This window comes from Brevibacillus thermoruber 423, from assembly GCF_000454065.1.
GTDB lineage: Bacteria > Bacillota > Bacilli > Brevibacillales > Brevibacillaceae > Brevibacillus > Brevibacillus thermoruber.
The window spans coordinates 23,053-44,890 of sequence record NZ_KE695656.1 but is presented as its reverse complement, the minus strand read 5'-3'; the positions used below and the strand labels follow the sequence as shown (position 1 = coordinate 44,890).

At 55.8% G+C, this 21,838-nt stretch carries 22 protein-coding genes and 1 other annotated feature; of the genes, 21 read left to right on the top strand and 1 reads right to left on the bottom strand.

The features are described 5' to 3' along the window. The first annotated feature begins 17 nt into the window (after positions 1-17). The 14 genes from nusG (at position 18) to M516_RS0122220 (ending at position 17,378) form a co-directional block, all read left to right on the top strand. On the top strand, positions 18-554 hold the full coding sequence (nusG, locus tag M516_RS0122285; protein ID WP_029101085.1) for a transcription termination/antitermination protein NusG: 537 nt from the start codon (positions 18-20) through the stop codon (positions 552-554). Positions 555-808: 254 nt separating this feature from the next. Further along, a complete protein-coding gene (gene rplK / locus M516_RS0122280) occupies positions 809-1,234 on the top strand; it encodes a 50S ribosomal protein L11 (protein ID WP_029101084.1) in 426 nt (141 codons plus the stop codon). Between the two features lie 89 nt (positions 1,235-1,323). After that, positions 1,324-2,007 carry a 50S ribosomal protein L1 gene (rplA, locus tag M516_RS0122275; protein WP_029101083.1) on the top strand — a complete coding sequence of 228 codons (684 nt, stop codon included), beginning with the start codon at positions 1,324-1,326 and terminating at the stop codon, positions 2,005-2,007. 47 nt (positions 2,008-2,054) lie between these two features. Further along, positions 2,055-2,224 (top strand) — a sequence feature (ribosomal protein L10 leader region). Positions 2,225-2,248: 24 nt separating this feature from the next. Next, positions 2,249-2,764, top strand: a complete 516-nt coding sequence (gene rplJ, locus M516_RS0122270; RefSeq protein ID WP_029101082.1) for a 50S ribosomal protein L10 — start codon at positions 2,249-2,251, stop codon at positions 2,762-2,764. Positions 2,765-2,845: 81 nt separating this feature from the next. Further along, entirely contained in the window at positions 2,846-3,214 is a 369-nt protein-coding gene (rplL, locus tag M516_RS0122265) for a 50S ribosomal protein L7/L12 (RefSeq protein WP_029101081.1), read from the top strand. A 95-nt stretch (positions 3,215-3,309) separates the two neighbouring features. Continuing rightward, positions 3,310-3,906: a class I SAM-dependent methyltransferase gene (locus tag M516_RS0122260; protein ID WP_029101080.1), complete on the top strand. Its 597-nt coding sequence runs from the start codon at positions 3,310-3,312 to the stop codon at positions 3,904-3,906. A 244-nt stretch (positions 3,907-4,150) separates the two neighbouring features. Next, a complete protein-coding gene (gene rpoB / locus M516_RS0122255; protein WP_029101079.1) occupies positions 4,151-7,690 on the top strand; it encodes a DNA-directed RNA polymerase subunit beta in 3,540 nt (1,179 codons plus the stop codon). Between the two features lie 29 nt (positions 7,691-7,719). Then, positions 7,720-11,346 (top strand): DNA-directed RNA polymerase subunit beta', encoded by a 3,627-nt coding sequence (gene rpoC / locus M516_RS0122250; protein ID WP_029101078.1) that lies wholly within the window; start codon positions 7,720-7,722, stop codon positions 11,344-11,346. Positions 11,347-11,495: 149 nt separating this feature from the next. Beyond that, the gene (locus tag M516_RS0122245) at positions 11,496-11,750 is read left to right on the top strand and encodes a 50S ribosomal protein L7ae-like protein (RefSeq protein WP_029101077.1); all 255 of its coding nucleotides are present in this window, start codon (positions 11,496-11,498) and stop codon (positions 11,748-11,750) included. 117 nt (positions 11,751-11,867) lie between these two features. Beyond that, positions 11,868-12,302: a 30S ribosomal protein S12 gene (gene rpsL / locus M516_RS0122240; protein WP_029101076.1), complete on the top strand. Its 435-nt coding sequence runs from the start codon at positions 11,868-11,870 to the stop codon at positions 12,300-12,302. A gap of 58 nt (positions 12,303-12,360) precedes the next feature. Continuing rightward, positions 12,361-12,831, top strand: coding sequence for a 30S ribosomal protein S7 (gene rpsG, locus M516_RS0122235; protein ID WP_029101075.1), 471 nt, complete (start codon positions 12,361-12,363; stop codon positions 12,829-12,831). 69 nt (positions 12,832-12,900) lie between these two features. Beyond that, positions 12,901-14,979 carry an elongation factor G gene (fusA, locus tag M516_RS0122230; protein ID WP_029101074.1) on the top strand — a complete coding sequence of 693 codons (2,079 nt, stop codon included), beginning with the start codon at positions 12,901-12,903 and terminating at the stop codon, positions 14,977-14,979. Positions 14,980-15,101: 122 nt separating this feature from the next. Continuing rightward, the gene (tuf, locus tag M516_RS0122225) at positions 15,102-16,292 is read left to right on the top strand and encodes an elongation factor Tu (protein WP_029101073.1); all 1,191 of its coding nucleotides are present in this window, start codon (positions 15,102-15,104) and stop codon (positions 16,290-16,292) included. A gap of 165 nt (positions 16,293-16,457) precedes the next feature. After that, positions 16,458-17,378 (top strand): DMT family transporter, encoded by a 921-nt coding sequence (locus M516_RS0122220; RefSeq protein ID WP_029101072.1) that lies wholly within the window; start codon positions 16,458-16,460, stop codon positions 17,376-17,378. A 34-nt stretch (positions 17,379-17,412) separates the two neighbouring features. On the opposite strand, the gene M516_RS0122215 is transcribed toward M516_RS0122220, so the two are convergent. Further along, entirely contained in the window at positions 17,413-17,814 is a 402-nt protein-coding gene (locus M516_RS0122215) for a globin domain-containing protein (RefSeq protein WP_029101071.1), read from the bottom strand. 435 nt (positions 17,815-18,249) lie between these two features. Between M516_RS0122215 and rpsJ the strand changes: the two genes are divergently transcribed. The 7 genes from rpsJ to rplV all read left to right on the top strand — a co-directional run bounded on the left by rpsJ (position 18,250) and on the right by rplV (position 21,827). Beyond that, complete coding sequence (gene rpsJ / locus M516_RS0122210) at positions 18,250-18,558, top strand: 30S ribosomal protein S10 (RefSeq protein ID WP_029101070.1); 309 nt, start codon at positions 18,250-18,252, stop codon at positions 18,556-18,558. Between the two features lie 147 nt (positions 18,559-18,705). Next, complete coding sequence (rplC, locus tag M516_RS0122205; protein ID WP_029101069.1) at positions 18,706-19,338, top strand: 50S ribosomal protein L3; 633 nt, start codon at positions 18,706-18,708, stop codon at positions 19,336-19,338. Between the two features lie 17 nt (positions 19,339-19,355). Then, positions 19,356-19,979, top strand: a complete 624-nt coding sequence (gene rplD, locus M516_RS0122200) for a 50S ribosomal protein L4 (protein ID WP_029101068.1) — start codon at positions 19,356-19,358, stop codon at positions 19,977-19,979. After that, positions 19,979-20,269 carry a 50S ribosomal protein L23 gene (gene rplW / locus M516_RS0122195; RefSeq protein ID WP_029101067.1) on the top strand — a complete coding sequence of 97 codons (291 nt, stop codon included), beginning with the start codon at positions 19,979-19,981 and terminating at the stop codon, positions 20,267-20,269. Before rplD ends, rplW begins: the two co-directional genes overlap by 1 nt. Positions 20,270-20,301: 32 nt before the next feature. Beyond that, positions 20,302-21,132, top strand: a complete 831-nt coding sequence (rplB, locus tag M516_RS0122190) for a 50S ribosomal protein L2 (protein ID WP_029101066.1) — start codon at positions 20,302-20,304, stop codon at positions 21,130-21,132. A gap of 51 nt (positions 21,133-21,183) precedes the next feature. After that, positions 21,184-21,465, top strand: coding sequence for a 30S ribosomal protein S19 (gene rpsS, locus M516_RS0122185; protein WP_029101065.1), 282 nt, complete (start codon positions 21,184-21,186; stop codon positions 21,463-21,465). A gap of 29 nt (positions 21,466-21,494) precedes the next feature. Beyond that, on the top strand, positions 21,495-21,827 hold the full coding sequence (gene rplV, locus M516_RS0122180) for a 50S ribosomal protein L22 (RefSeq protein WP_029101064.1): 333 nt from the start codon (positions 21,495-21,497) through the stop codon (positions 21,825-21,827). The last annotated feature ends 11 nt before the right edge of the window (positions 21,828-21,838 follow it).

The following is a 21,838-nucleotide window of genomic DNA, read 5'->3' as shown; positions in this document are numbered from 1 at the left end:
GAAACGTCCTTGTGGATATGGAAAAAGCATGGTATGTCGTTCATACGTACTCAGGTTATGAAAACAAGGTAAAGACCAATCTGGAGAAACGCGTCGAGTCGATGGGCATGGAAGACAAGATCTTCCGCGTTCTCGTCCCCACCGAAGAAGAGGTGGAGACGAAGGACGGCAAAAAACGCACCGTCACGAAAAAAGTGTTTCCCGGATACGTCCTTGTTGAAATGGTGATGACGGACGACTCGTGGTATGTCGTGCGCAACACCCCTGGGGTTACCGGCTTTGTCGGTTCCACGGGCGCCGGTTCCAAACCGACTCCGCTGCGTCCTGAAGAGGCGGATGCGATCCTCCGTCAGATGGGGATCGAGATTCCCAAGGTCAAAGTCGACTTCGCTCTCCGCGATATGGTGCGGGTGACGGACGGTCCGTTCTCCAACCGGACGGGAGAAATCATCGAGATTCACCCAGACAGACAGAAGGTCCGTGTGCTGGTGGACATCTTCGGGCGTGAAACACCGGTGGAATTGGACTTTACGCAGGTTCAAAAATTGGATTAGGATTGATCTTGAAAAGTATCGCGCTATGTGGTACATTTCATTTTGTTTTAAAAATCGTCTCGGCGATTTTTAAAAAAGATGATGTGCCCCCAAAGGGCAGCAAAAACGGCGACGCCGTCTTTGCAATCCCGCCGCAAACTCTGGGGTTTCTTGCACTCTCACTATAGATGGAAAGTCTACATAGGCTTTCGACAAAACGGTGGGAGGGGGCATGCCCCCGCATTAACCACATGTGAAGTAAGGAGGTGTCTTACGTGGCTAAGAAGGTTATCCGCGTAATTAAGTTACAAATCCCGGCAGGTAAAGCAAATCCTGCACCTCCGGTAGGTCCGGCTCTCGGCCAAGCTGGTGTGAACATCATGGGATTCTGTAAAGAATTCAACGCTCGTACAGAGAGCGAAGCAGGAATGATCATTCCGGTAGAAATTACCGTTTATGAAGACCGTTCCTTCACCTTCATCACGAAGACTCCGCCGGCTGCTGTTCTGCTGAAAAAAGCTGCTGGCATCGAGTCCGGTTCCGGCGTACCGAACAAAACCAAGGTCGCTACCCTGAAGCGTGACAAAGTACGCGAGATCGCGGAACTGAAACGCCCTGACCTGAATGCTGCATCCGTGGAAGCGGCTATGCGCATGATCGAAGGGACGGCTCGTTCCATGGGTATCGTGATCGAAGACTAATGGTGCTGTTGTGAGGGGGTACAGGTAATGTGCCCCCTATTTGTGGGAGGATCAAACCGCTACGACCACATTGAAGGGAGATTTTACACATGGCAAAACGAGGCAAAAAGTATCAAGAAGCTGCCAAGCTGATTGACAAAAACAAGGTATACGAAGTAACCGAAGCGATCGAGCTGGTGAAAAAAGCAGCGTCCGCCAAGTTTGACGAAACGGTGGAAGCGGCGTTTCGCCTGGGGGTAGACCCGAAGCGTGCTGACCAGCAAATCCGCGGCGCGGTGGTACTGCCGCACGGTACCGGTAAAGTACAGCGCGTTCTCGTGTTCGCGAAAGGTGAAAAAGCGAAAGAAGCGGAAGCGGCTGGCGCCGATTACGTGGGCGATGCTGATCTGATCGCCAAAATCCAAGGCGGCTGGTTTGACTTTGACGTTGTGGTAGCCACCCCGGACATGATGGGTGAAGTAGGGAAACTGGGTCGCGTACTCGGTCCGAAAGGCCTCATGCCGAACCCGAAAACCGGCACCGTTACCTTCGACGTAGCCAAAGCCGTCAACGAAATCAAAGCCGGTAAAATCGAGTACCGCGTAGACAAAGCAGGTAACATCCACGCGCCGATCGGCAAAGTGTCCTTTGACGTCGAGAAGCTGGCGGAAAACCTGGCTGCGCTGACCGAAGCGCTCAACCGTGCGAAACCGGCAGCAGCGAAAGGCGTTTACATGAAAAACGTATCCATCAGCTCCACGATGGGTCCGGGCGTGCGCGTCGCTGTAAAATAATGACACTTGACTTCCTGTGGGGAAGTTGCTATGATAGTGCCTGTTGATGAAAAGAATATGTCATGCCGTAGACAGAAGGTGCGGAGTTTGGCTTGTCCAAGCGATGCTTAATATCCCTCCGAGGCGTGTAATGGTACGGAAAAAGGAGCCGCTGCGTTCCTTTGACGATAGAACATTATGCCCTCGTATGTCTACGAGGGCATTCTTCTTTTTCGAGGATAGAGCACGGGAGGTGTAAACATTGGCAGAAATCCGTCCAACCGTTATTCGTGAAGAGAAAGTACAAGCGGTAAATGAGATCGCAACCAAACTGCGCGAAAGCCAAACCACCGTGGTGGCTGACTACCGCGGCCTGACCGTAGCGCAGGTGACCGAACTGCGCAAACAACTGCGCGAAGCAGGCGTTGAGTTCCAAGTGTTGAAAAACACGCTCACCCGCCTGGCGACCGCGAAAGAAAACCTGACTGAACTGGATCAGTATCTGACGGGCCCGAACGCGCTGGCGTTTGGCAAGGATGATGCGGTTGCTCCGGCGAAAGTCCTGGTGGAATTCGCGAAGAAAAACGAGCAGCTCGAAATCAAAGGCGGCGTCATCGAGGGCAAAGTGGTAGGTCCGGAGCAAATCAAGGCGCTGGCTTCCCTGCCGTCCCGCGAAGGTCTGCTGTCCATGCTCCTCAGCGTACTGCAGGCGCCGATCCGCAACTTCGCGCTGGCTGTCAAAGCAGTATCCGATCAAAAAGAAGGCCAAGGCGCGTAATAGCGTAAACGGACTTCACATTCGACGGGCCGCGTAAACGGCCGTCGCCAATACAATTTCCTGGAATGGGAGGATTAGAAGATGAGCAAAGAGCAAATCATTGAAGCGATTAAAGGCATGTCCGTTCTGGAACTGAACGAACTGGTTAAAGCAATCGAAGAAGAGTTCGGCGTAACCGCTGCTGCTCCGGTAGCTGTAGTTGCTGGCGGTGCTGGCGCTGCTGATGCTGCTGCTGAGCAAACCGAATTCACCGTAAACCTGGTAAGCGGCGGCGCTTCCAAAATCAACGTGATCAAAGTGGTTCGCGAGCTGACCGGCCTGGGTCTGAAAGAAGCAAAAGACCTGGTGGACAACGCTCCGAAAACACTCAAAGAAGGCGTGTCCAAAGAAGAAGCCGAATCCATCAAAGCAAAACTCGAAGAAGCTGGCGCAACTGTAGAAATCAAGTAAGTTGGCTTCCTGAAACGGAAACATCCCCTTGCCTGCGGCAGGGGGATTTTCTGTACACATGCACCCAGATCGGACGAGGAAAGGTTGGATGAACCGTGGCAGACCATTACTACACCAGCCGCCCCGGCGCCGCGCATGACGAGCGCCAGTTTTCCTTTACCCTGCGCGGGCACGAACTGCGCTTCATTACCGATGCCGGCGTCTTTTCCCGCGACCGGGTGGACTTCGGCAGTGTCCTGTTGATTGAGACGATGCAGGTTGACCGGGACGCGCGCGTGCTCGACGTGGGCTGCGGGTACGGACCGATCGGGCTTGCGGCCGCCAAGCTGGCAGACCAAGGGCGGGTCACGATGATCGACATCAACGAACGGGCCGTGGAACTGGCTCGCCGCAACGCCCAACTGAACGGCATTGGCAATGTGGAGGTCCGGGTCAGCGACGTGTACGCTGCGGTTCAGGGGGAGACGTTTGACGTGATTCTCACCAACCCGCCGATCCGCGCCGGTAAGGAAATCGTTCACCGCATCTTTACCGAAGGGCACGGGCTGCTTCGGGAGGGGGGCGAACTGTGGGTGGTGATCCAAAAGAAGCAGGGAGCGCCATCCGCCTGGAAAAAGCTGCAGGAGACGTACCGCGACGTGGAGGAAGTGGAACGGAGCAAGGGGTACCATATTTTCCGCGCGGTGAAGTAGAAAAAACGCCCTTGACGCGAATATTTCGTTGTGGTAGCATTATAAAATGTCAATATGGGATCAATGTCTATTTTTCAGCAATTCCCGTTTTGTCAACCGTTTTCTTCTTTTTTACATAGAGGAGGAATGTGGGTGTAAAAATATGGGAATTCTTTTAAAATAGAGTTTCTCTGGGTTAAAAATGGTGTTACTGCTTTAACCCATTTTTATTTTGTGTGAAAACACAACCTGAGGGGTGAATAAGTTGGCAGGTAAAGTGATTCAAAGTGGCCGACACCGCCAGCGTCGTACGTACTCACGCATTAACGAAGTGCTGGGCCTTCCCAATCTGATCGAGATTCAGCAGAAGTCCTACCAATGGTTCTTGGACGAAGGACTGCGCGAAATGTTTCAGGATATTTCGCCGATCCAGGATTTCACCGGAAACCTCGTGCTGGAGTTCATCGATTACAGCCTGGGTGAACCGAAATATGACGTGGACGAGTCGAAAGAACGCGACGTCACGTATGCGGCGCCTCTGCGCGTGAAGGTCCGCTTGCTGAACAAAGAGACGGGCGAAGTGAAGGAACAAGAGGTCTTCATGGGGGATTTCCCGCTCATGACGGAAACGGGAACCTTCATTATCAACGGGGCTGAGCGTGTCATCGTAAGCCAGCTTGTTCGTTCCCCCAGTGTATATTACAACACCAAAGTGGACAAAAACGGTAAGCAGACGTTTACCGCGACGGTGATTCCAAACCGCGGCGCATGGCTGGAGCTGGAAACCGATGCGAAAGACGTCATTTACGTCCGCATCGACCGTACCCGCAAAATCCCGGTAACGGTCCTTTTGCGTGCGCTCGGCTTTGGCTCCGACATCGAAATTCTCAACCTCCTGGGCGAGGACGAATACATCAAGAACACTCTGGAAAAAGACAACACCGATTCCGTGGAAAAGGCGCTGATCGAAATCTACGAGCGCCTGCGTCCGGGTGAGCCGCCGACGGTGGAAAACGCGAAGAGCCTGCTCATTTCCCGCTTCTTTGATCCGAAGCGCTATGATCTGGCGTCTGTCGGCCGTTACAAGATGAACAAGAAGCTTCACCTGAAAAACCGCCTCTACAATCAACGGCTGGCGGAGACGCTCGTGGACACCCGAACCGGCGAGATCATTGCCGAAGCCGGCCAGGTGATTGACCGCCGTTTGCTGGACCGCATCCTGCCGGCGCTGGAAGAAAGCGTCGGGTTTGTGGAAGTCCGCACCCACGGCGGCGTTCTGGAGGAAGACACGCTGCGCCTGCAGGCGATCAACATCTTCTCTCCGAACGAAGACGGCAAGATCATCAAGGTGATCGGCAACGGCAATGTGGACAAATCCATCAAGCACATTACGCCGGCCGACATCGTGGCTGCGATCAACTACTTTATCAACCTGCTGCACGGCGTGGGTTCGACCGACGACATCGACCACCTGGGCAACCGTCGTCTCCGCTCCGTGGGCGAACTGCTGCAGAACCAGTTCCGCATCGGTCTGTCCCGGATGGAGCGCGTGGTCCGCGAACGCATGTCGATCCAGGATCAGAACCAGATCACGCCGCAGGCCCTGATCAACATTCGTCCGGTGATCGCTGCCATCAAGGAGTTCTTCGGCAGCTCCCAGCTCTCCCAGTTCATGGACCAGACCAACCCGCTGGCGGAGCTGACGCACAAGCGCCGTCTGTCCGCGCTCGGTCCCGGTGGTCTGACCCGCGAACGGGCCGGTTTCGAAGTGCGCGACGTTCACCACTCCCACTACGGCCGGATGTGCCCGATTGAGACGCCGGAGGGTCCGAACATCGGTTTGATCAACTCGCTCTCCACTTACGCCCGCATCAACGACTACGGCTTCATCGAAACGCCGCGCCGCAAAGTGGACCCGGAGACGGGCCGCGTGCTGGACGAAATCGTCTACCTGACGGCGGACGAAGAGGACGTGTACAACGTGGCGCAGGCCAACCAGCCGCTTGACGAGGAAGGCCGCTTCATCAACGAGATGGTCATCTGTCGGCGCAAGGGCGAGATCCTGAGCGTGCCGCGCGACAAGGTTGACTTCATGGACGTTTCGCCGAAGCAGGTCGTATCGGTGGCGACGGCGCTGATTCCGTTCCTGGAAAACGACGACGCCAACCGCGCGCTGATGGGTTCCAACATGCAGCGGCAGGCCGTTCCGCTGCTCGTGCCGCAGGCGCCGTTTGTCGGCACCGGGATGGAGCACAAGGCGGCACAGGACTCCGGCGTGGCGATCGTGGCGAAGCACGACGGCCAGGTGGAGCGCGTGACCGCCCGCGAGATTTGGGTGCGCCGCTACAAGGAGATCGACGGCAAGAAGGTGGCGGGCGACCTCGACAAATACAAGCTGCACAAGTTTATCCGTTCCAACCAGGGCACCTGCATCAACCAGCGCCCGATCGTGAGAAAAGGCGACTGGGTGGAGAAGGGCGACATCATCGCTGACGGTCCGTCCACGGAAAAAGGCGAACTGGCGCTGGGCCGCAACGTCATCGTTGCGTTCATGACCTGGGAAGGGTACAACTACGAGGACGCCATCCTTCTGAGCGAAAAACTGGTAAAAGACGACGTCTATACGTCTATCCATATCGAGGAATACGAGTCCGAAGCCCGCGACACCAAGCTGGGTCCGGAAGAAATCACGCGCGACATCCCGAACGTGGGTGAAGACGCGTTGAAAAACCTGGACGAGCGCGGTATCGTGCGCGTCGGTGCGGAAATTCAGGACGGCGACATTCTGGTCGGGAAAGTGACGCCGAAAGGGGTTACCGAGCTGACCGCGGAAGAGCGCCTGCTGCACGCCATCTTCGGGGAAAAGGCGCGTGAAGTGCGCGACACCTCCCTGCGCGTGCCGCACGGCGGTTCCGGTATCGTCGTCGACGTCAAGGTGTTTACGCGCGAAAACGGCGACGAACTGCCGCCGGGCGTCAACCAACTGGTGCGCGTCTACATCGCGCAAAAACGGAAAATCTCCGTGGGCGACAAGATGGCGGGCCGCCACGGTAACAAAGGGGTTATCGCCCGCATCATGCCGGAGGAAGACATGCCGTTCCTGCCGGATGGCTCGCCGGTCGAGATCGTGCTCAACCCGCTGGGCGTACCGTCCCGGATGAACATCGGTCAGGTGCTGGAGACCCACTTGGGGATGGCAGCCAAGATGCTGGGCATCCACGTGGCAACGCCGGTATTCGACGGAGCGCGTCAGGAAGACGTGTTCCAGACCCTGGAAGAAGCCGGGTTGGACCGCGACGGGAAAACCATCCTGTACGACGGCCGCACGGGCGAACCGTTTGACCGCCGCGTCACGGTCGGCTGCGTGTACATGCTGAAGCTGGCGCACCTGGTCGACGACAAGATTCACGCCCGTTCCACCGGTCCGTACTCCCTCGTCACGCAGCAGCCGCTGGGTGGGAAAGCCCAGTTTGGCGGACAGCGTTTCGGGGAGATGGAGGTGTGGGCGCTGGAAGCGTACGGCGCTGCGTACACCCTGCAGGAAATCCTTACCGTCAAGTCCGACGACGTCGTGGGCCGCGTGAAGACGTACGAAGCGATCGTCAAAGGCGAAAACGTACCGGAGCCGGGTGTTCCTGAGTCCTTCAAGGTTCTCATCAAGGAACTGCAAAGCTTGGGTATGGACGTGAAGATCCTGTCCGAAGACGAGCAGGAAATTGAAATGCGCGAAATGGAAGAAGAGGACGAGGGCACCGGTGAAAAGCTGAACCTCGTGCTTGAAGCTGGAAGCTTGGACGAAGAGTAAGATTCCGGTACAAAGGGAGGTAACGCCCTGTGATAGACGTGAACAACTTCGAATACATGAAGATCGGCTTGGCTTCCCCGGACAAGATTCGTTCCTGGTCGTACGGGGAAGTGAAAAAGCCGGAGACGATCAACTACCGCACATTGAAGCCGGAAAAGGACGGTTTGTTCTGTGAGCGCATTTTCGGTCCGACCAAGGACTGGGAGTGCCACTGCGGCAAGTACAAGCGCGTTCGCTACAAAGGCGTCGTGTGCGACCGCTGCGGCGTGGAAGTGACCCGCGCCAAGGTTCGTCGTGAGCGGATGGGGCACATCGAACTGGCTGCACCCGTCTCTCACATCTGGTACTTCAAAGGGATCCCGAGCCGCATGGGCCTCGTGCTCGACATGTCGCCGCGCTCCCTGGAGGAAGTTATCTACTTTGCATCCTACGTGGTAACCGATCCGGGCGATACGCCGCTGGACAAAAAACAGCTGCTGTCCGAAAAGGAATACCGCAACTACCGGGAAAAATACGGCTACTCCTTCCAGGCGATGATGGGGGCGGAAGCGATCAAGCGCCTGCTCCAGGAAATCGACCTGGACAAAGAAGTGGAAGCGCTGAAGGAAGAACTGAAGACGGCACAGGGTCAGCGCCGAAACCGCGCGATCAAGCGCCTCGAAGTGCTGGAGGCGTTCCGCAACTCCGGCAACCGTCCGGAGTGGATGGTGCTGGACGTGCTGCCGGTCATTCCGCCGGAGCTGCGTCCGATGGTTCAGTTGGACGGGGGCCGTTTCGCCACCTCCGACCTGAACGACCTGTACCGCCGCGTGATCAACCGCAACAACCGTCTGAAGCGCCTCCTGGAACTGGGCGCTCCGGACATCATCGTACAAAACGAGAAGCGCATGCTGCAGGAAGCGGTGGACGCGCTCATCGACAACGGCCGCCGCGGCCGTCCGGTGACCGGTCCGGGCAACCGTCCGCTGAAATCCCTCAGCCACATGCTGAAAGGGAAGCAGGGCCGTTTCCGCCAAAACCTGCTGGGTAAGCGCGTGGACTACTCCGGCCGTTCCGTAATCGTCGTCGGTCCGAACCTGAAGATGTACCAGTGCGGTCTGCCGAAGGAAATGGCGCTGGAACTGTTCAAGCCGTTCGTGATGAAGGAGCTGGTGGCCAAGGGCCTCGCTCACAACATCAAGAGCGCCAAGCGCAAGGTGGAACGCGTGCAGCCTGAGGTGTGGGACGTTCTCGAAGACGTCATCCGCGAACACCCGGTGCTCCTGAACCGCGCCCCCACCCTGCACCGTCTCGGTATCCAGGCGTTCGAACCGGTCCTGGTGGAAGGCCGCGCGATCCGTCTGCACCCGCTCGTATGTACGGCGTACAACGCCGACTTCGACGGCGACCAGATGGCCGTGCACGTGCCGCTCTCCGCAGAGGCACAGGCGGAAGCCCGCATCCTCATGCTGGCGGCGCAAAACATCCTGAACCCGAAAGACGGAAAACCGGTCGTTACGCCGTCCCAGGACATGGTGCTGGGGTCGTACTATCTGACCCTGGAGCGCGAGGGCGACAAGGGCGAAGGTACGGTATACCGCGATCCGCATGACGCGATCGCCGCGTACCAGCACGGCTACATCAGCCTGCATACGCGCATCGCGCTGCCGACCAAGAGCCTGAACAAAACCAGCTTCACCGAAGAGCAGAAGAACGCGCTCTTGGTCACGACCGTCGGGAAACTGATCTTCAACGAGATCTTCCCGCCGGAACTGCCGTACATCAATGTGCCGACCAAGGCCAACCTGCAAAAAGGCGTGCCGAACGAGTACTTTATCTTTGAAAAAGGCACGAACGTGAAAGAGTTTATCAAGAAGCTGCCGGACCAGGGAGCCGTGAAAAAAGGCTTCCTTGGAACGATCATCTCCGAGTGCTTCCGCCGCTTCGGAACGACGGAAACGTCCAAGATCCTCGACAAGATCAAGGAACTGGGCTTCATGTACTCGACCAAGGCCGGGATCACCATCGCCGTCGCCGACATCGTCGTGCCGGAGAAAAAGAAAGAGATCCTGGAAGAAGCAGACAAAAAGGTACAAACCGTCATGACGCAGTACCGCCGCGGTCTGATTACCGAGGACGAGCGCTACGACCGGGTCATCTCCATCTGGTCCAAGGCCAAGGATGAAGTGACCGACGTCCTGATGAAGTCCATGGACAAATTCAACGCGATCTTCATGATGGCCAACTCCGGTGCCCGCGGTAACGTGTCGCAGATTACGCAGCTGGCCGGGATGCGCGGTCTCATGGCCAACCCGTCCGGCCGGATTATCGAGCTGCCGATCAAGTCCAACTTCCGCGAAGGTCTGACCGTATTGGAGTACTTCATCTCCACGCACGGCGCGCGGAAAGGTCTCGCCGACACGGCGCTGCGGACGGCTGACTCGGGTTACCTGACCCGCCGTCTCGTCGACGTGGCGCAGGACGTGATCGTCCGCGAAGAGGATTGCGGCACCGACAAGGGCATCCGCGTCTCCGCGATCAAGGACGGCAAGGAAGAAATCGAGAAGCTGGCTGACCGCATCATTGGCCGCACCTGCTTCGAGACCCTGCGCCATCCGGAGACCGGCGAGATCATCGTCGGCCGCAATCAGGAGATCACCGAGGAGATCGCCGACAAGATCGAAAAAGCCGGCATCACCGAGGTGTACATCCGCAGCGTGCTGTCCTGCCGTACCAGCCACGGCGTCTGCAAACGCTGCTATGGCCGCAACCTGGCGACCGGGGCCGAAGTGGAGATCGGCGAAGCGGTCGGCATCATCGCCGCTCAGTCCATCGGTGAACCGGGTACCCAGTTGACGATGCGGACGTTCCACACCGGCGGGGTTGCGGGTGACGACATTACCCAAGGTTTGCCGCGGATTCAGGAGCTGTTCGAAGCCCGCAATCCGAAGGGGCAGGCGGTCATCTCCGAGATCGACGGGGAAGTGATCGACATCCGCGAAGGCAAAGACCGCCGCGAGATCGAGGTGCGCGGCGAGGCGGAGAACAAGGTGTACGCCGTACCGTACGGCTCCCGCATCAAGGTGTCCGTAGGCACCAAGCTGAGTGCCGGCGACGAGCTCACCGAAGGTTCCGTCGACCCGAAAGAAATGCTGAAAGTACGCGGCCAGCGCGGTGTGTCCAACTACATCCTGCAAGAGGTGCAAAAAGTGTACCGGATGCAGGGGGTAGAAATTAACGACAAGCACGTCGAGGTCATGATCCGTCAGATGCTGCGCAAGCTGCGCGTCATCGACAGCGGCGACACCGACCTGCTGCCGGGTTCCTACGTGGAAGTGCACGAGTTCGAGCAGGCAAACGCCAAGGTGCTCATGGAAGGCAAAACGCCTGCCGTGGGTCGTCCGGTCCTCTTGGGGATTACCAAGGCGTCGCTCGAAACCGACTCCTTCCTGTCGGCCGCATCCTTCCAGGAAACGACGCGCGTCCTCACCGACGCCGCGATCAAGGGCAAGGTGGACCGCCTGCTCGGCCTGAAGGAAAACGTCATTATCGGGAAACTGGTTCCGGCCGGTACCGGCATGTCGCGCTACCGCAACATCAAGGTGATGAGCCGCGCCGAACACGAAGCGCAGGCCAACGGAGGCCAGGAACAGCTCGAAGCTGTTTCGGTAGAATAGACCGTGACACAAGCAAGGTGCCCTTCCGCTCGGGAGGGGCACCTTGTCTTGCATAAAAAATTAAGGGTCGCAGGCGTTGACATTCAAGCACCCAACTGATATTATATTCAAGTGTGCCTGACATCTGTACTTTGGAGGATATGATCATCATGTCTTATGAAAAAGTAGAGCGGGCCAAGGAGCTGACAATCGGCATCAAGCAGACGATGAAAGCCGTGGAACACCAGCAGGCGGACACGGTCTTTATCGCCACGGACGCCGATCGCCGACTGACCCAAAAGGTCGAGCTCCTTTGCAAAGAGAAGGGTGTGCCAGTCATCTACGTCGATTCCATGCGCCGTTTGGGCAAAGCGTGCGGAATCGAGGTGGGAGCGGCGACTGCCGCGATCAAGAAAAGTGGTTAACGATGTTTTTGTTGGCGATCCCTACGGGTTGCTTGCAAAGACTTTCTATTTGACCCAAAAATGACTCACCTGGATCTGTGGTCTTGAGATTGGGTAATAAGAAGGGAGGTAACATCCATGCCTACAATGAACCAATTGGTGCGCAAAGGTCGCAAGGACAAGGTTGTGAAGTCGAAGTCCCCTGCTCTGCAAAAGGGGTACAACAGCTTCAAGAAAACCCAAACCAACCAAAGCTCTCCTCAAAAACGCGGTGTCTGCACTCGTGTGGGTACCATGACTCCGAAAAAGCCAAACTCCGCGCTGCGTAAATACGCTCGTGTGCGTTTGACCAACGGTATTGAGGTTACAGCTTACATTGGTGGTATTGGCCACAACCTGCAAGAACACAGCGTGGTGCTGGTTCGCGGCGGCCGTGTAAAAGACCTGCCGGGGGTTCGTTACCACATCGTCCGCGGTGCGCTTGACACTGCCGGTGTGAACAACCGCAAGCAAGGTCGTTCCAAATACGGTACCAAACGTCCGAAACCGGGCCAAGCTGCAGCGAAAAAATAACAACCATCGCCTACGTGAAACGGCGTGAGAAAAATATAAAACAGAAGGAGGGAATACGATGCCTCGTAAAGGTCCTGTAGCCCGTCGTGACGTGCTGCCTGATCCGATCTACAACAGCAAGCTGGTTACCCGACTGATCAACAAGCTGATGTACGACGGCAAGCGCGGTGTTGCGCAAAACATCCTGTACAATGCATTCAAGATTGTTGAGGAGCGTACCGGCCGCAACCCGATGGAAGTATTCGAAGAAGCGCTGAAAAACATCATGCCCGTACTGGAAGTGAAAGCTCGCCGTGTCGGCGGTGCCAACTACCAAGTACCGGTTGAGGTGAAGCCGGAGCGCCGTACCACACTCGGTCTGCGCTGGCTGGTAAACTACGCGCGTACCCGTGGTGAGAAAACCATGGAGCAGCGTCTCGCGGCGGAAATCATCGACGCGGCTAACAACACTGGTGCAGCAGTGAAAAAGCGTGAGGACACGCACAAGATGGCTGAAGCAAACAAAGCGTTTGCACACTATCGCTGGTAGTATCCAAAGCGGGTGTCCGCTTTGGATACCCGTATATTCTCACACTCGAGTATGGAAGGAGCATACCACATGGCTCGCGAGTTCTCTCTGCCGAATACGCGAAACATCGGTATCATGGCTCACATCGATGCCGGTAAGACGACCACTACCGAGCGTATTCTGTTCTACACCGGTCGCGTTCACAAGATTGGTGAAGTGCACGAAGGCGCTGCCACCATGGACTGGATGGAACAAGAGCAAGAGCGCGGTATCACCATCACTTCGGCTGCTACCACTGCTCAATGGAAAGGCCATCGAATCAACATCATCGATACGCCTGGCCACGTAGACTTCACTGTTGAAGTTGAGCGCTCCCTGCGCGTACTCGACGGTGCCGTTACCGTCTTTGACGCAAAGGGTGGCGTTGAGCCGCAGACCGAAACCGTATGGCGTCAAGCTGACCGATACGGCGTACCGCGTATCTGCTACGTCAACAAAATGGACATCATTGGCGCCAACTTCGACATGTGCGTCGAGCAAATCCGTACGCGCCTCGGTGCGAATCCCGTACCGATTCAATACCCGATCGGCGCAGAGGACAAGTTTGTCGGCATGGTAGACCTGATCGAGATGAAAGCGATCATCTACACCGACGACCTGGGCAAAACCTCTGACGCTACCGAAATCCCGGCCGAACTGAAAGACAAGTGCGAAGAGCTGCGTCTGCAGCTGGTCGAAGCGGCTGCGGAACAAGACGAAGAGCTGATGATGAAATACCTGGAAGGCGAAGAGCTGACCAACGACGAAATTCGTGCGGCTCTGCGCAAAGGCACCATCGAGTGCAAAATCACTCCGGTGCTGTGCGGTTCTTCCTACCGCAACAAAGGGGTTCAGCCGATGCTGGACGCGGTAGTAGCCTACCTGCCGTCTCCGGTTGATATCCCGGCGATCAAAGGCGTTCTGCCCGATTCCAATGAAGAAGTGACCCGTCCGGCTGACGACAATGGTCCGTTCGCCGCTCTGGCGTTCAAGATCATGACCGACCCGTACGTGGGTAAACTGACCTTCTTCCGCGTGTACTCCGGTGTGCTGAACTCCGGTTCCTACGTGCTCAACTCCACCAAGGGCAAGCGCGAGCGCATCGGCCGCATCCTGCAGATGCACGCAAACCACCGCGAGGAAATCTCTCAGGTTTACTCCGGTGATATCGCCGCTGCCGTTGGTCTGAAAGACACGACGACCGGCGACACGCTCTGCGACGAAAAGGCACCGGTTATCCTGGAGTCCATGACCTTCCCAGAGCCGGTTATCTCCGTTGCGATCGAGCCGAAGTCCAAGGCAGACCAAGACAAAATGGGTATGGCCCTCGCCAAACTGGCCGAGGAAGACCCGACCTTCAAAACCTATACAAACGAAGAAACCGGTCAAACGATTATTTCCGGTATGGGTGAGCTCCACCTGGAGATCATCGTCGACCGCCTGAAGCGCGAATTCAAAGTGGATGCGAACGTAGGTGCACCTCAGGTTGCTTACCGCGAAACCTTCCGCGGTACCGCGAAGGTGGAAGGGAAATTCGTTCGCCAGTCCGGTGGCCGCGGTCAATACGGTCACGTTTGGGTGGAATTCTCTCCGCTCGAGCCGGGCAAAGGCTTCGAATTCGAGAACAAGATCGTCGGTGGCGTAGTGCCGAAGGAATACATTCCGGCGGTACAAGCAGGTATCGAAGAAGCGATGAAAAACGGTGTTCTCGCCGGCTTCCCGCTCGTCGATATCAAAGCGACGCTGTTTGACGGTAGCTACCACGACGTCGACTCCTCCGAGATGGCGTTCAAAGTGGCTGGTTCTCTCGCGCTGAAAGAAGCGGCGAAGAAATGTAACGCGGTTCTGCTGGAGCCGATCATGAAAGTGGAAGTAACCGTACCGGAAGAGTACATGGGTGACGTAATGGGTGACCTGAACTCCCGCCGCGGCCGCATCGAAGGTATGGAAGCTCGCGCAAACGCGCAAGTCATCCGCGCCATGGTGCCGCTGTCCGAGATGTTCGGCTACTCCACCGTACTGCGTTCCCGTACGCAAGGCCGCGGTACTTACTCCATGGTGATCGACCACTACGAAGAAGTACCGAAGTTCATTGCCGATGAAATCATCAAGAAGTCCAAAGGTGAATAATCGGCTGGACTGACTTTATCTTGAAACGAGAAAGGTTTACAATATTGAGGGGACATCCGTTGATAGGGTAAACCTTTCTTCACCCTATAAAACCCTTATCATTTAAGGAGGCTTCAACTCTCATGGCAAAAGAAAAGTTCGAACGTACGAAACCGCACGTTAACATTGGTACGATCGGTCACGTTGACCACGGTAAAACCACGCTGACTGCTGCCATCACCACCGTTCTGGCTCAACAAGGTAAAGCCAAAGCGATGGCGTACGACAGCATCGACGCTGCTCCGGAAGAAAAAGAGCGCGGTATCACCATCAACACCGCTCACGTTGAGTATGAAACGGAAAACCGTCACTATGCTCACGTTGACTGCCCGGGCCACGCCGACTACGTGAAAAACATGATTACCGGTGCCGCTCAAATGGACGGCGCAATCCTGGTTGTGTCCGCTGCTGACGGTCCGATGCCGCAAACTCGCGAGCACATCCTGCTGTCCCGCCAAGTAGGCGTTCCGTACATCGTCGTATTCATGAACAAATGCGACATGGTTGACGACGAAGAGCTGCTGGAACTGGTTGAAATGGAAATTCGCGACCTGCTCTCCCAATACGAGTTCCCGGGCGACGAAATTCCGGTTATCAAAGGTTCCGCGAAAGAAGCTCTGGACAACCCGACTGGCGAATGGGCTAAGAAAATCATCGAACTGATGGATGCAGTTGACAACTACATCCCGACTCCGGAACGCGCTACCGACAAACCGTTCCTGATGCCGGTAGAGGACGTATTCACCATTACCGGTCGTGGTACCGTTGCTACCGGTCGCGTAGAGCGCGGTACTGTTAAAGTGGGTGACCAAGTAGAAATCGTGGGTCTGGCTGAAGAAACCAAGTCCACTACCGTAACCGGCGTGGAAATGTTCCGCAAGCTGCTGGATCAAGCTGAAGCGGGTGACAACATCGGTGCCCTGCTGCGCGGTGTTGAGCGTAAAGACATCGAGCGCGGCCAAGTTCTGGCTAAGCCGGGTTCCGTTACTCCGCACACCAAATTCAAAGCGGAAGTATACGTTCTGTCCAAAGAAGAGGGCGGCCGTCACACTCCGTTCTTCTCCAACTACCGTCCGCAATTCTACTTCCGCACCACTGACGTTACCGGTATCATCCAACTGCCGGAAGGCGTTGAAATGGTAATGCCGGGCGACAACACCGAGTTCACCGTTGAACTGATCGCACCGGTTGCGATGGAGCAAGGTACTCGCTTCGCTATCCGCGAAGGTGGCCGTACCGTTGGTGCTGGCGTAGTATCCTCCATCATCGAGTAATCGCATTACGATCAAACCCGACAGTGTTGGCTGTCGGGTTTTTTTGTATTTGACAGTTGATGTCTCTTTTGCATCGCATCGATCAAAACATCGAATAAATCGTGCGGTCTGCCTGTGCTACAATGAGGAAATCAGAAGCAACCTCAAGGGGAAGAAGGGCATGGGATGGGAAGAAATGAACGTTGGTTGTACCTCATACTGGCCGGTGTCGTCACGTTATGGGGGCTGAATGTGGTAATGGTGAAGTATTTGACGACGTTTCCACCCCTGTACGTGGCAGCGATCCGGATGACGGTGGCGGGCGTCTGCCTGAGCCCGATTCTGTGGACCTACAGGCGCCAATTGAAGCTGAACGCGATCGACTGGCTGCTGCTCGCCGGAGTGGGCGCAAGTTCGATCGCCCTGCACCAGATTACGCTTGCCGCTGGTGTGCAGTATACGTCCGCCGGCAATGCTTCGCTGATTCTGGGGTTGAATCCGCTGGCCACGGCGCTGCTGGCGATGGTGTTTCTCGGGGAAGCGATGTCCTGGCGAAAAGCGGTGGGAATCGCAGTCGGGTTCAGCGGTGTCCTGGTCGTCGTGTTGACCCAGCACGGGGCGATTGCCGTAAACGGTTGGGGAGATGTCATCATGTTTGCCTCCATGCTCATGTACGTCACGGGAGGTCTGCTGATCCGCAAGCTGACGACGCGCGGGGTACCGGTGCTGCTGGTGACCGCCGTTTCGCAGATGTTTGGTGTCGTCTTTCTCTGGGGGGCAGCCCTCTATGCGGAGCCGATCAGCTACTATGTGTCACTGGAAGTCACACCGTTTCAATGGCTGGTAATTCTGGTGTCCGGCTGTCTGGCCACGGCTCTCGGATCGGTGGGGTGGAATTACGGCATCCGTCACCTGGGGGCCAGCCGCACGGCGGTCTTTCTCAACGGCATGCCGCTTGCCAGCCTCTTTTTTGCTGCGCTGTTTTTGAACGAGCGGCTTCAACTGCTGCATCTGTTCGCTTTGGTGATGATCGTGACAGGGGTCTATCTCGGCTCCCGGCAGGTGTCGAAGCGGCAGCTCTGGGGGGCGGCGAACAAACAAACCTGAACCGGATATGACGACAAAAGCGCAGGAGCAGCTCCTACGCTTTTTCTTCGTCCGATTCCCATTGATTGACCATATGGTACGCCGTCAGTCTGAGGCGTTCGAATATGTGCCGGCGCACGTCTCCTTCCAGGCCGGTGCGGTCCATCGCTTCGCTCATGCAGGCGAGCCACGCCTCCGCCCGCTTCGGCGTAACGGGAAAGCGCATGTGGCGGGCACGCAGCATCGGATGGCCGTATCGGTCGCTGTACAGCGTCGGGCCGCCGAGAAACTGGGTCAGGAACAGATACTGCCGTTCCTTGACCTCGGTAAAGTCTTCCGGAAACAGGGGAGCCAGATCGGGATGCTCCTTGACCAGGTCGTAAAACGTATCCACCAGGCGGGCCAGAGTTTCCGCCCCGCCGATCAATTCATAGGGTGTCTCCAGGGGTTGGGACATCGGGTAACCTCCTTCGCGTGCCGCTTTTCGGATGGCAGGTACACACAAGCGCGTACCTTCTTCAGTATAGCGCGTTTCCTCTATTATATATACGGCGGAACATGCCGGATTCCATTGCCAGCCGATCCCGCTTGCGTTCACACGGGGAAATTGGGTAAGATGGTCAAAGTGAGTCGATATCCGGGCTCATGTTGTACGAGAACGCACCGGCGCGCAGGTGGGCAGCGGGACGGAGGAAAGCAGGAAAATCCCTTGTGCGGCAAGAAAAAACTTGCGTTGCCCAGTGCATTTTAGTACAATATTGAATGTTGGTCATGGACTTGCGATGATGTGGGAGGTTGCTGACACACCCGGCCCCTTTGCCATGACCGGGGTGCAGGATATTTCCACGGAGAAATGTCCGTTTATAAAATGGGCGAAAAAGGAGGGACTAAAATGGCAAAACAAAAGATTCGTATTCGTTTAAAGGCGTACGATCACAAAATCCTCGATCAGTCTGCTGAGAAAATCGTAGACACCGCGAAGCGTTCCGGTGCCAGCGTATCCGGTCCGATTCCGCTTCCGACGGAAAAAGCGGTTTACACGATTCTCCGCGCTGTTCACAAGTACAAAGACTCTCGTGAACAGTTCGAAATGCGTACGCACAAGCGTTTGATCGACATTTTGAACCCGACGCCGCAAACGGTTGACGCTCTGATGCGTCTGGATCTGCCGTCCGGTGTGGACATCGAGATCAAACTGTAAGCTTGTAAAAGTGATACACGCGCGGGCGTTGTCTTAACGAACGCGATATACCAAGTCTTCAAACCCCGTAAACGGCACCCCTGCGCATCGGCAGGGACTTGATACAACACGAATGTTTTTTGGAGATAAGTACAGGAGGTGGCACACATGACCAAAGGAATCTTAGGGAAAAAACTTGGCATGACGCAAGTTTTTAGTCCGAACGGAGCAGCCATCGCTGTTACGGTTATCGAAGCTGGTCCTTGCGTCGTTCTGCAAAAGAAGGATCAAGAGAACGATGGCTATGAAGCGATCCAACTCGGCTTCGAAGACAAGAAAGAACAGCGTGCAAACAAACCGGAAAAAGGACACGCAGCGAAAGCAAACACTGCACCTAAGCGCTTCATTCGCGAAATTCGCGGAGTAAACCTCGCAGATTACGAGGTTGGTCAAGAACTGAAAGCTGACATTTTTGCCGAAGGAGAATTCGTAGACGTTGCCGGAGTAACCAAGGGGAAAGGTTTCCAAGGTGCCATCAAGCGCCACAACCAAGCCCGCGGTCCGATGGCTCACGGTTCCCGTTACCATCGTGGACCTGGTTCTCTCGGTGCGATCGCTCCGAACCGCGTATTCAAGGGTCAAACCCTGCCGGGTCAAATGGGTGGCGACAACGTAACCATCCAAAACCTGGAGATCATCAAGGTAGATGCGGATCGCAACCTGATTCTGGTAAAAGGCTCCGTGCCTGGCCCGAAAAACAGCTACGTTGTAGTATCCACGGCAGTCAAGAAGAACAAGTAAGGAAAGGAGGAACTGACATGCCAAAAGTAGCTCTTTACAACCAAGCCGGTTCTCAAGTGGGCGAAATCGAGCTGGCTGACAGCGTATTCGGCATCGAACCCAACAACGCTGTGCTCTTCGACGCAATCGTGATGCAGCAAGCTTCCCAACGCCAGGGCACTCACGATGTAAAGAACCGTTCTGAAGTAAGTGGTGGTGGCCGCAAACCGTGGCGCCAAAAAGGTACGGGTCGTGCCCGCCAAGGTTCCATTCGCGCTCCGCAATGGAAAGGCGGCGGTGTCGTATTTGGTCCGACTCCGCGTAAATACGGATACAAACTGAACCGCAAAGTTCGTCGTCTGGCGCTGAAATCCGCGCTGTCCGCGAAAGTGCAAAACAACGAACTGCTGGTTCTGGACGCGCTGAATATCCCGGCTCCGAAAACCAAGGATATGAAGGCTGTCCTGAACAACCTGAAAGTAGATCGCAAAGTGCTGATCGTAACGTCCGAATTCGATCAAAACGTAGCGCTCTCTTCCCGCAACATCCCGGGTGCGAAGTTCGTAGATGCTGCTGGCATTAACGTTCTCGACCTGGTGGCGCACGACAAAGTAATCGTAACGAAAGATGCGGTTGCGAAAGTAGAGGAGGTGCTCGCCTAATGAAGAGCCTTCACGACATCATCAAGCGCCCTGTCATTACGGAGCGCACCACTGACATGATGGCAGAGAAGAAGTACGTGTTTGAAGTACCTCTCAAAGCGAACAAAACCGAGATCAAGCAAGCGGTTGAGAAAGTGTTCGGCGTGAAAGTGGCGGCAGTCAACACCATGCGTGTTCCTGCGAAACCGAAGCGCTACGGCAAATACTCCGGTTACACCTCCGAGTGGAAAAAGGCGATCGTTAAGCTGACTGAAGACAGCAAAGAGCTGACGTTCTACGAAGGTGTATAACCCCGACGGCTACAGAAAAGGAGGGAATTTACATGGGTATCAAAAAGTTTAAACCGACTTCTCCTGGTCGTCGCCAAATGACGGTTTCTACTTTCGAGGAGATCACCAAGTCGACTCCTGAAAAATCCCTGTTGGCGCCCCTGACCAAAAAAGCAGGCCGCAACAACCAAGGGAAAATCACCGTTCGTCATCAAGGTGGCGGTCATAAACGCAAATATCGCATCATCGACTTCAAACGCAACAAAGACGGCATCGTAGGCCGCGTAGCTTCCATCGAGTACGACCCGAACCGTTCCGCCAACATCGCGCTGATCAACTACGTGGACGGCGAAAAGCGCTACATCATCGCGCCGCTGGGTCTGAAAGTAGGCGACGAGATCATCTCCGGTCCGAATGCCGACATCAAAATCGGTAACGCTCTGCCGCTGGAAAACATTCCGGTTGGTACGACGATCCACAATATCGAGCTGAAACCTGGCAAAGGCGGCCAACTGGTTCGCGCAGCCGGCGCATCCGCTCAACTGCTCGGCCGTGACGGCGATTTCGTCATCGTACGTCTCTCTTCCGGTGAGACTCGCCGCATTCACAACAACTGCCGCGCAACCATCGGTCAAGTCGGCAACCTCGACCACGAGCTGATCAACATCGGTAAAGCAGGTCGTTCCCGCTGGCTGGGTATCCGTCCGACTGTTCGCGGTAGCGTAATGAACCCGAACGATCACCCGCACGGTGGTGGTGAAGGCCGCGCTCCGATCGGTCGCAAAGCGCCTGTTACGCCTTGGGGTAAACCTACTCTGGGTCTCAAAACCCGCAAGAAGAAAAACAAATCCGATCAGTACATTATTCGCCGCCGCAAGAAGTAAGGCCGGCTTTAGACAATTAACCGAACGCCTTTGGCGAAGGGAGGTTCACTTATGGGACGCAGCTTGAAGAAAGGTCCTTTCGTGGATGACCACTTGATGAAAAAAGTTGTTGAGCTGAACGAAAAAAACGAGAAGCGCGTGATTAAAACCTGGTCTCGCCGTTCGACCATCTTCCCGGAATTCGTCGGACACACGTTTGCCGTGTACGATGGCCGCAAGCATGTACCGGTATACGTAACGGAAGACATGGTTGGTCATAAACTGGGTGAATTTGCACCAACTCGTACCTTCAAGGGTCACGTCGACAACGACAAGAAATCCAAGAAGCGCTAATTTTCTCTTGACAGAGAGGAGGTACAAAGATGGAAGCTAAAGCAGTTGCTCGCTATATTCGCATCGCTCCTCGTAAAGTTCGCCTGGTGGTTGACTTGATTCGAGGCAAGCAGGTGGGTGAAGCGCTGGCGATCCTGAAGCACACGCCGAAAGCGGCTTCTCCCGTTGTTGAGAAACTCCTGAAATCGGCTATCGCTAACGCTGAGCACAACTACGAGATGGATCCGAACAACCTCGTGGTGAGCAAAATCTTCGTCGACCAAGGTCCGACGCTGAAGCGTTTCCGTCCGCGCGCTATGGGTCGCGCTAGCCGCATCCATAAACGCACCAGCCACATCACCGTGGTATTAAACGAGAAATAAGGAGGGATTAC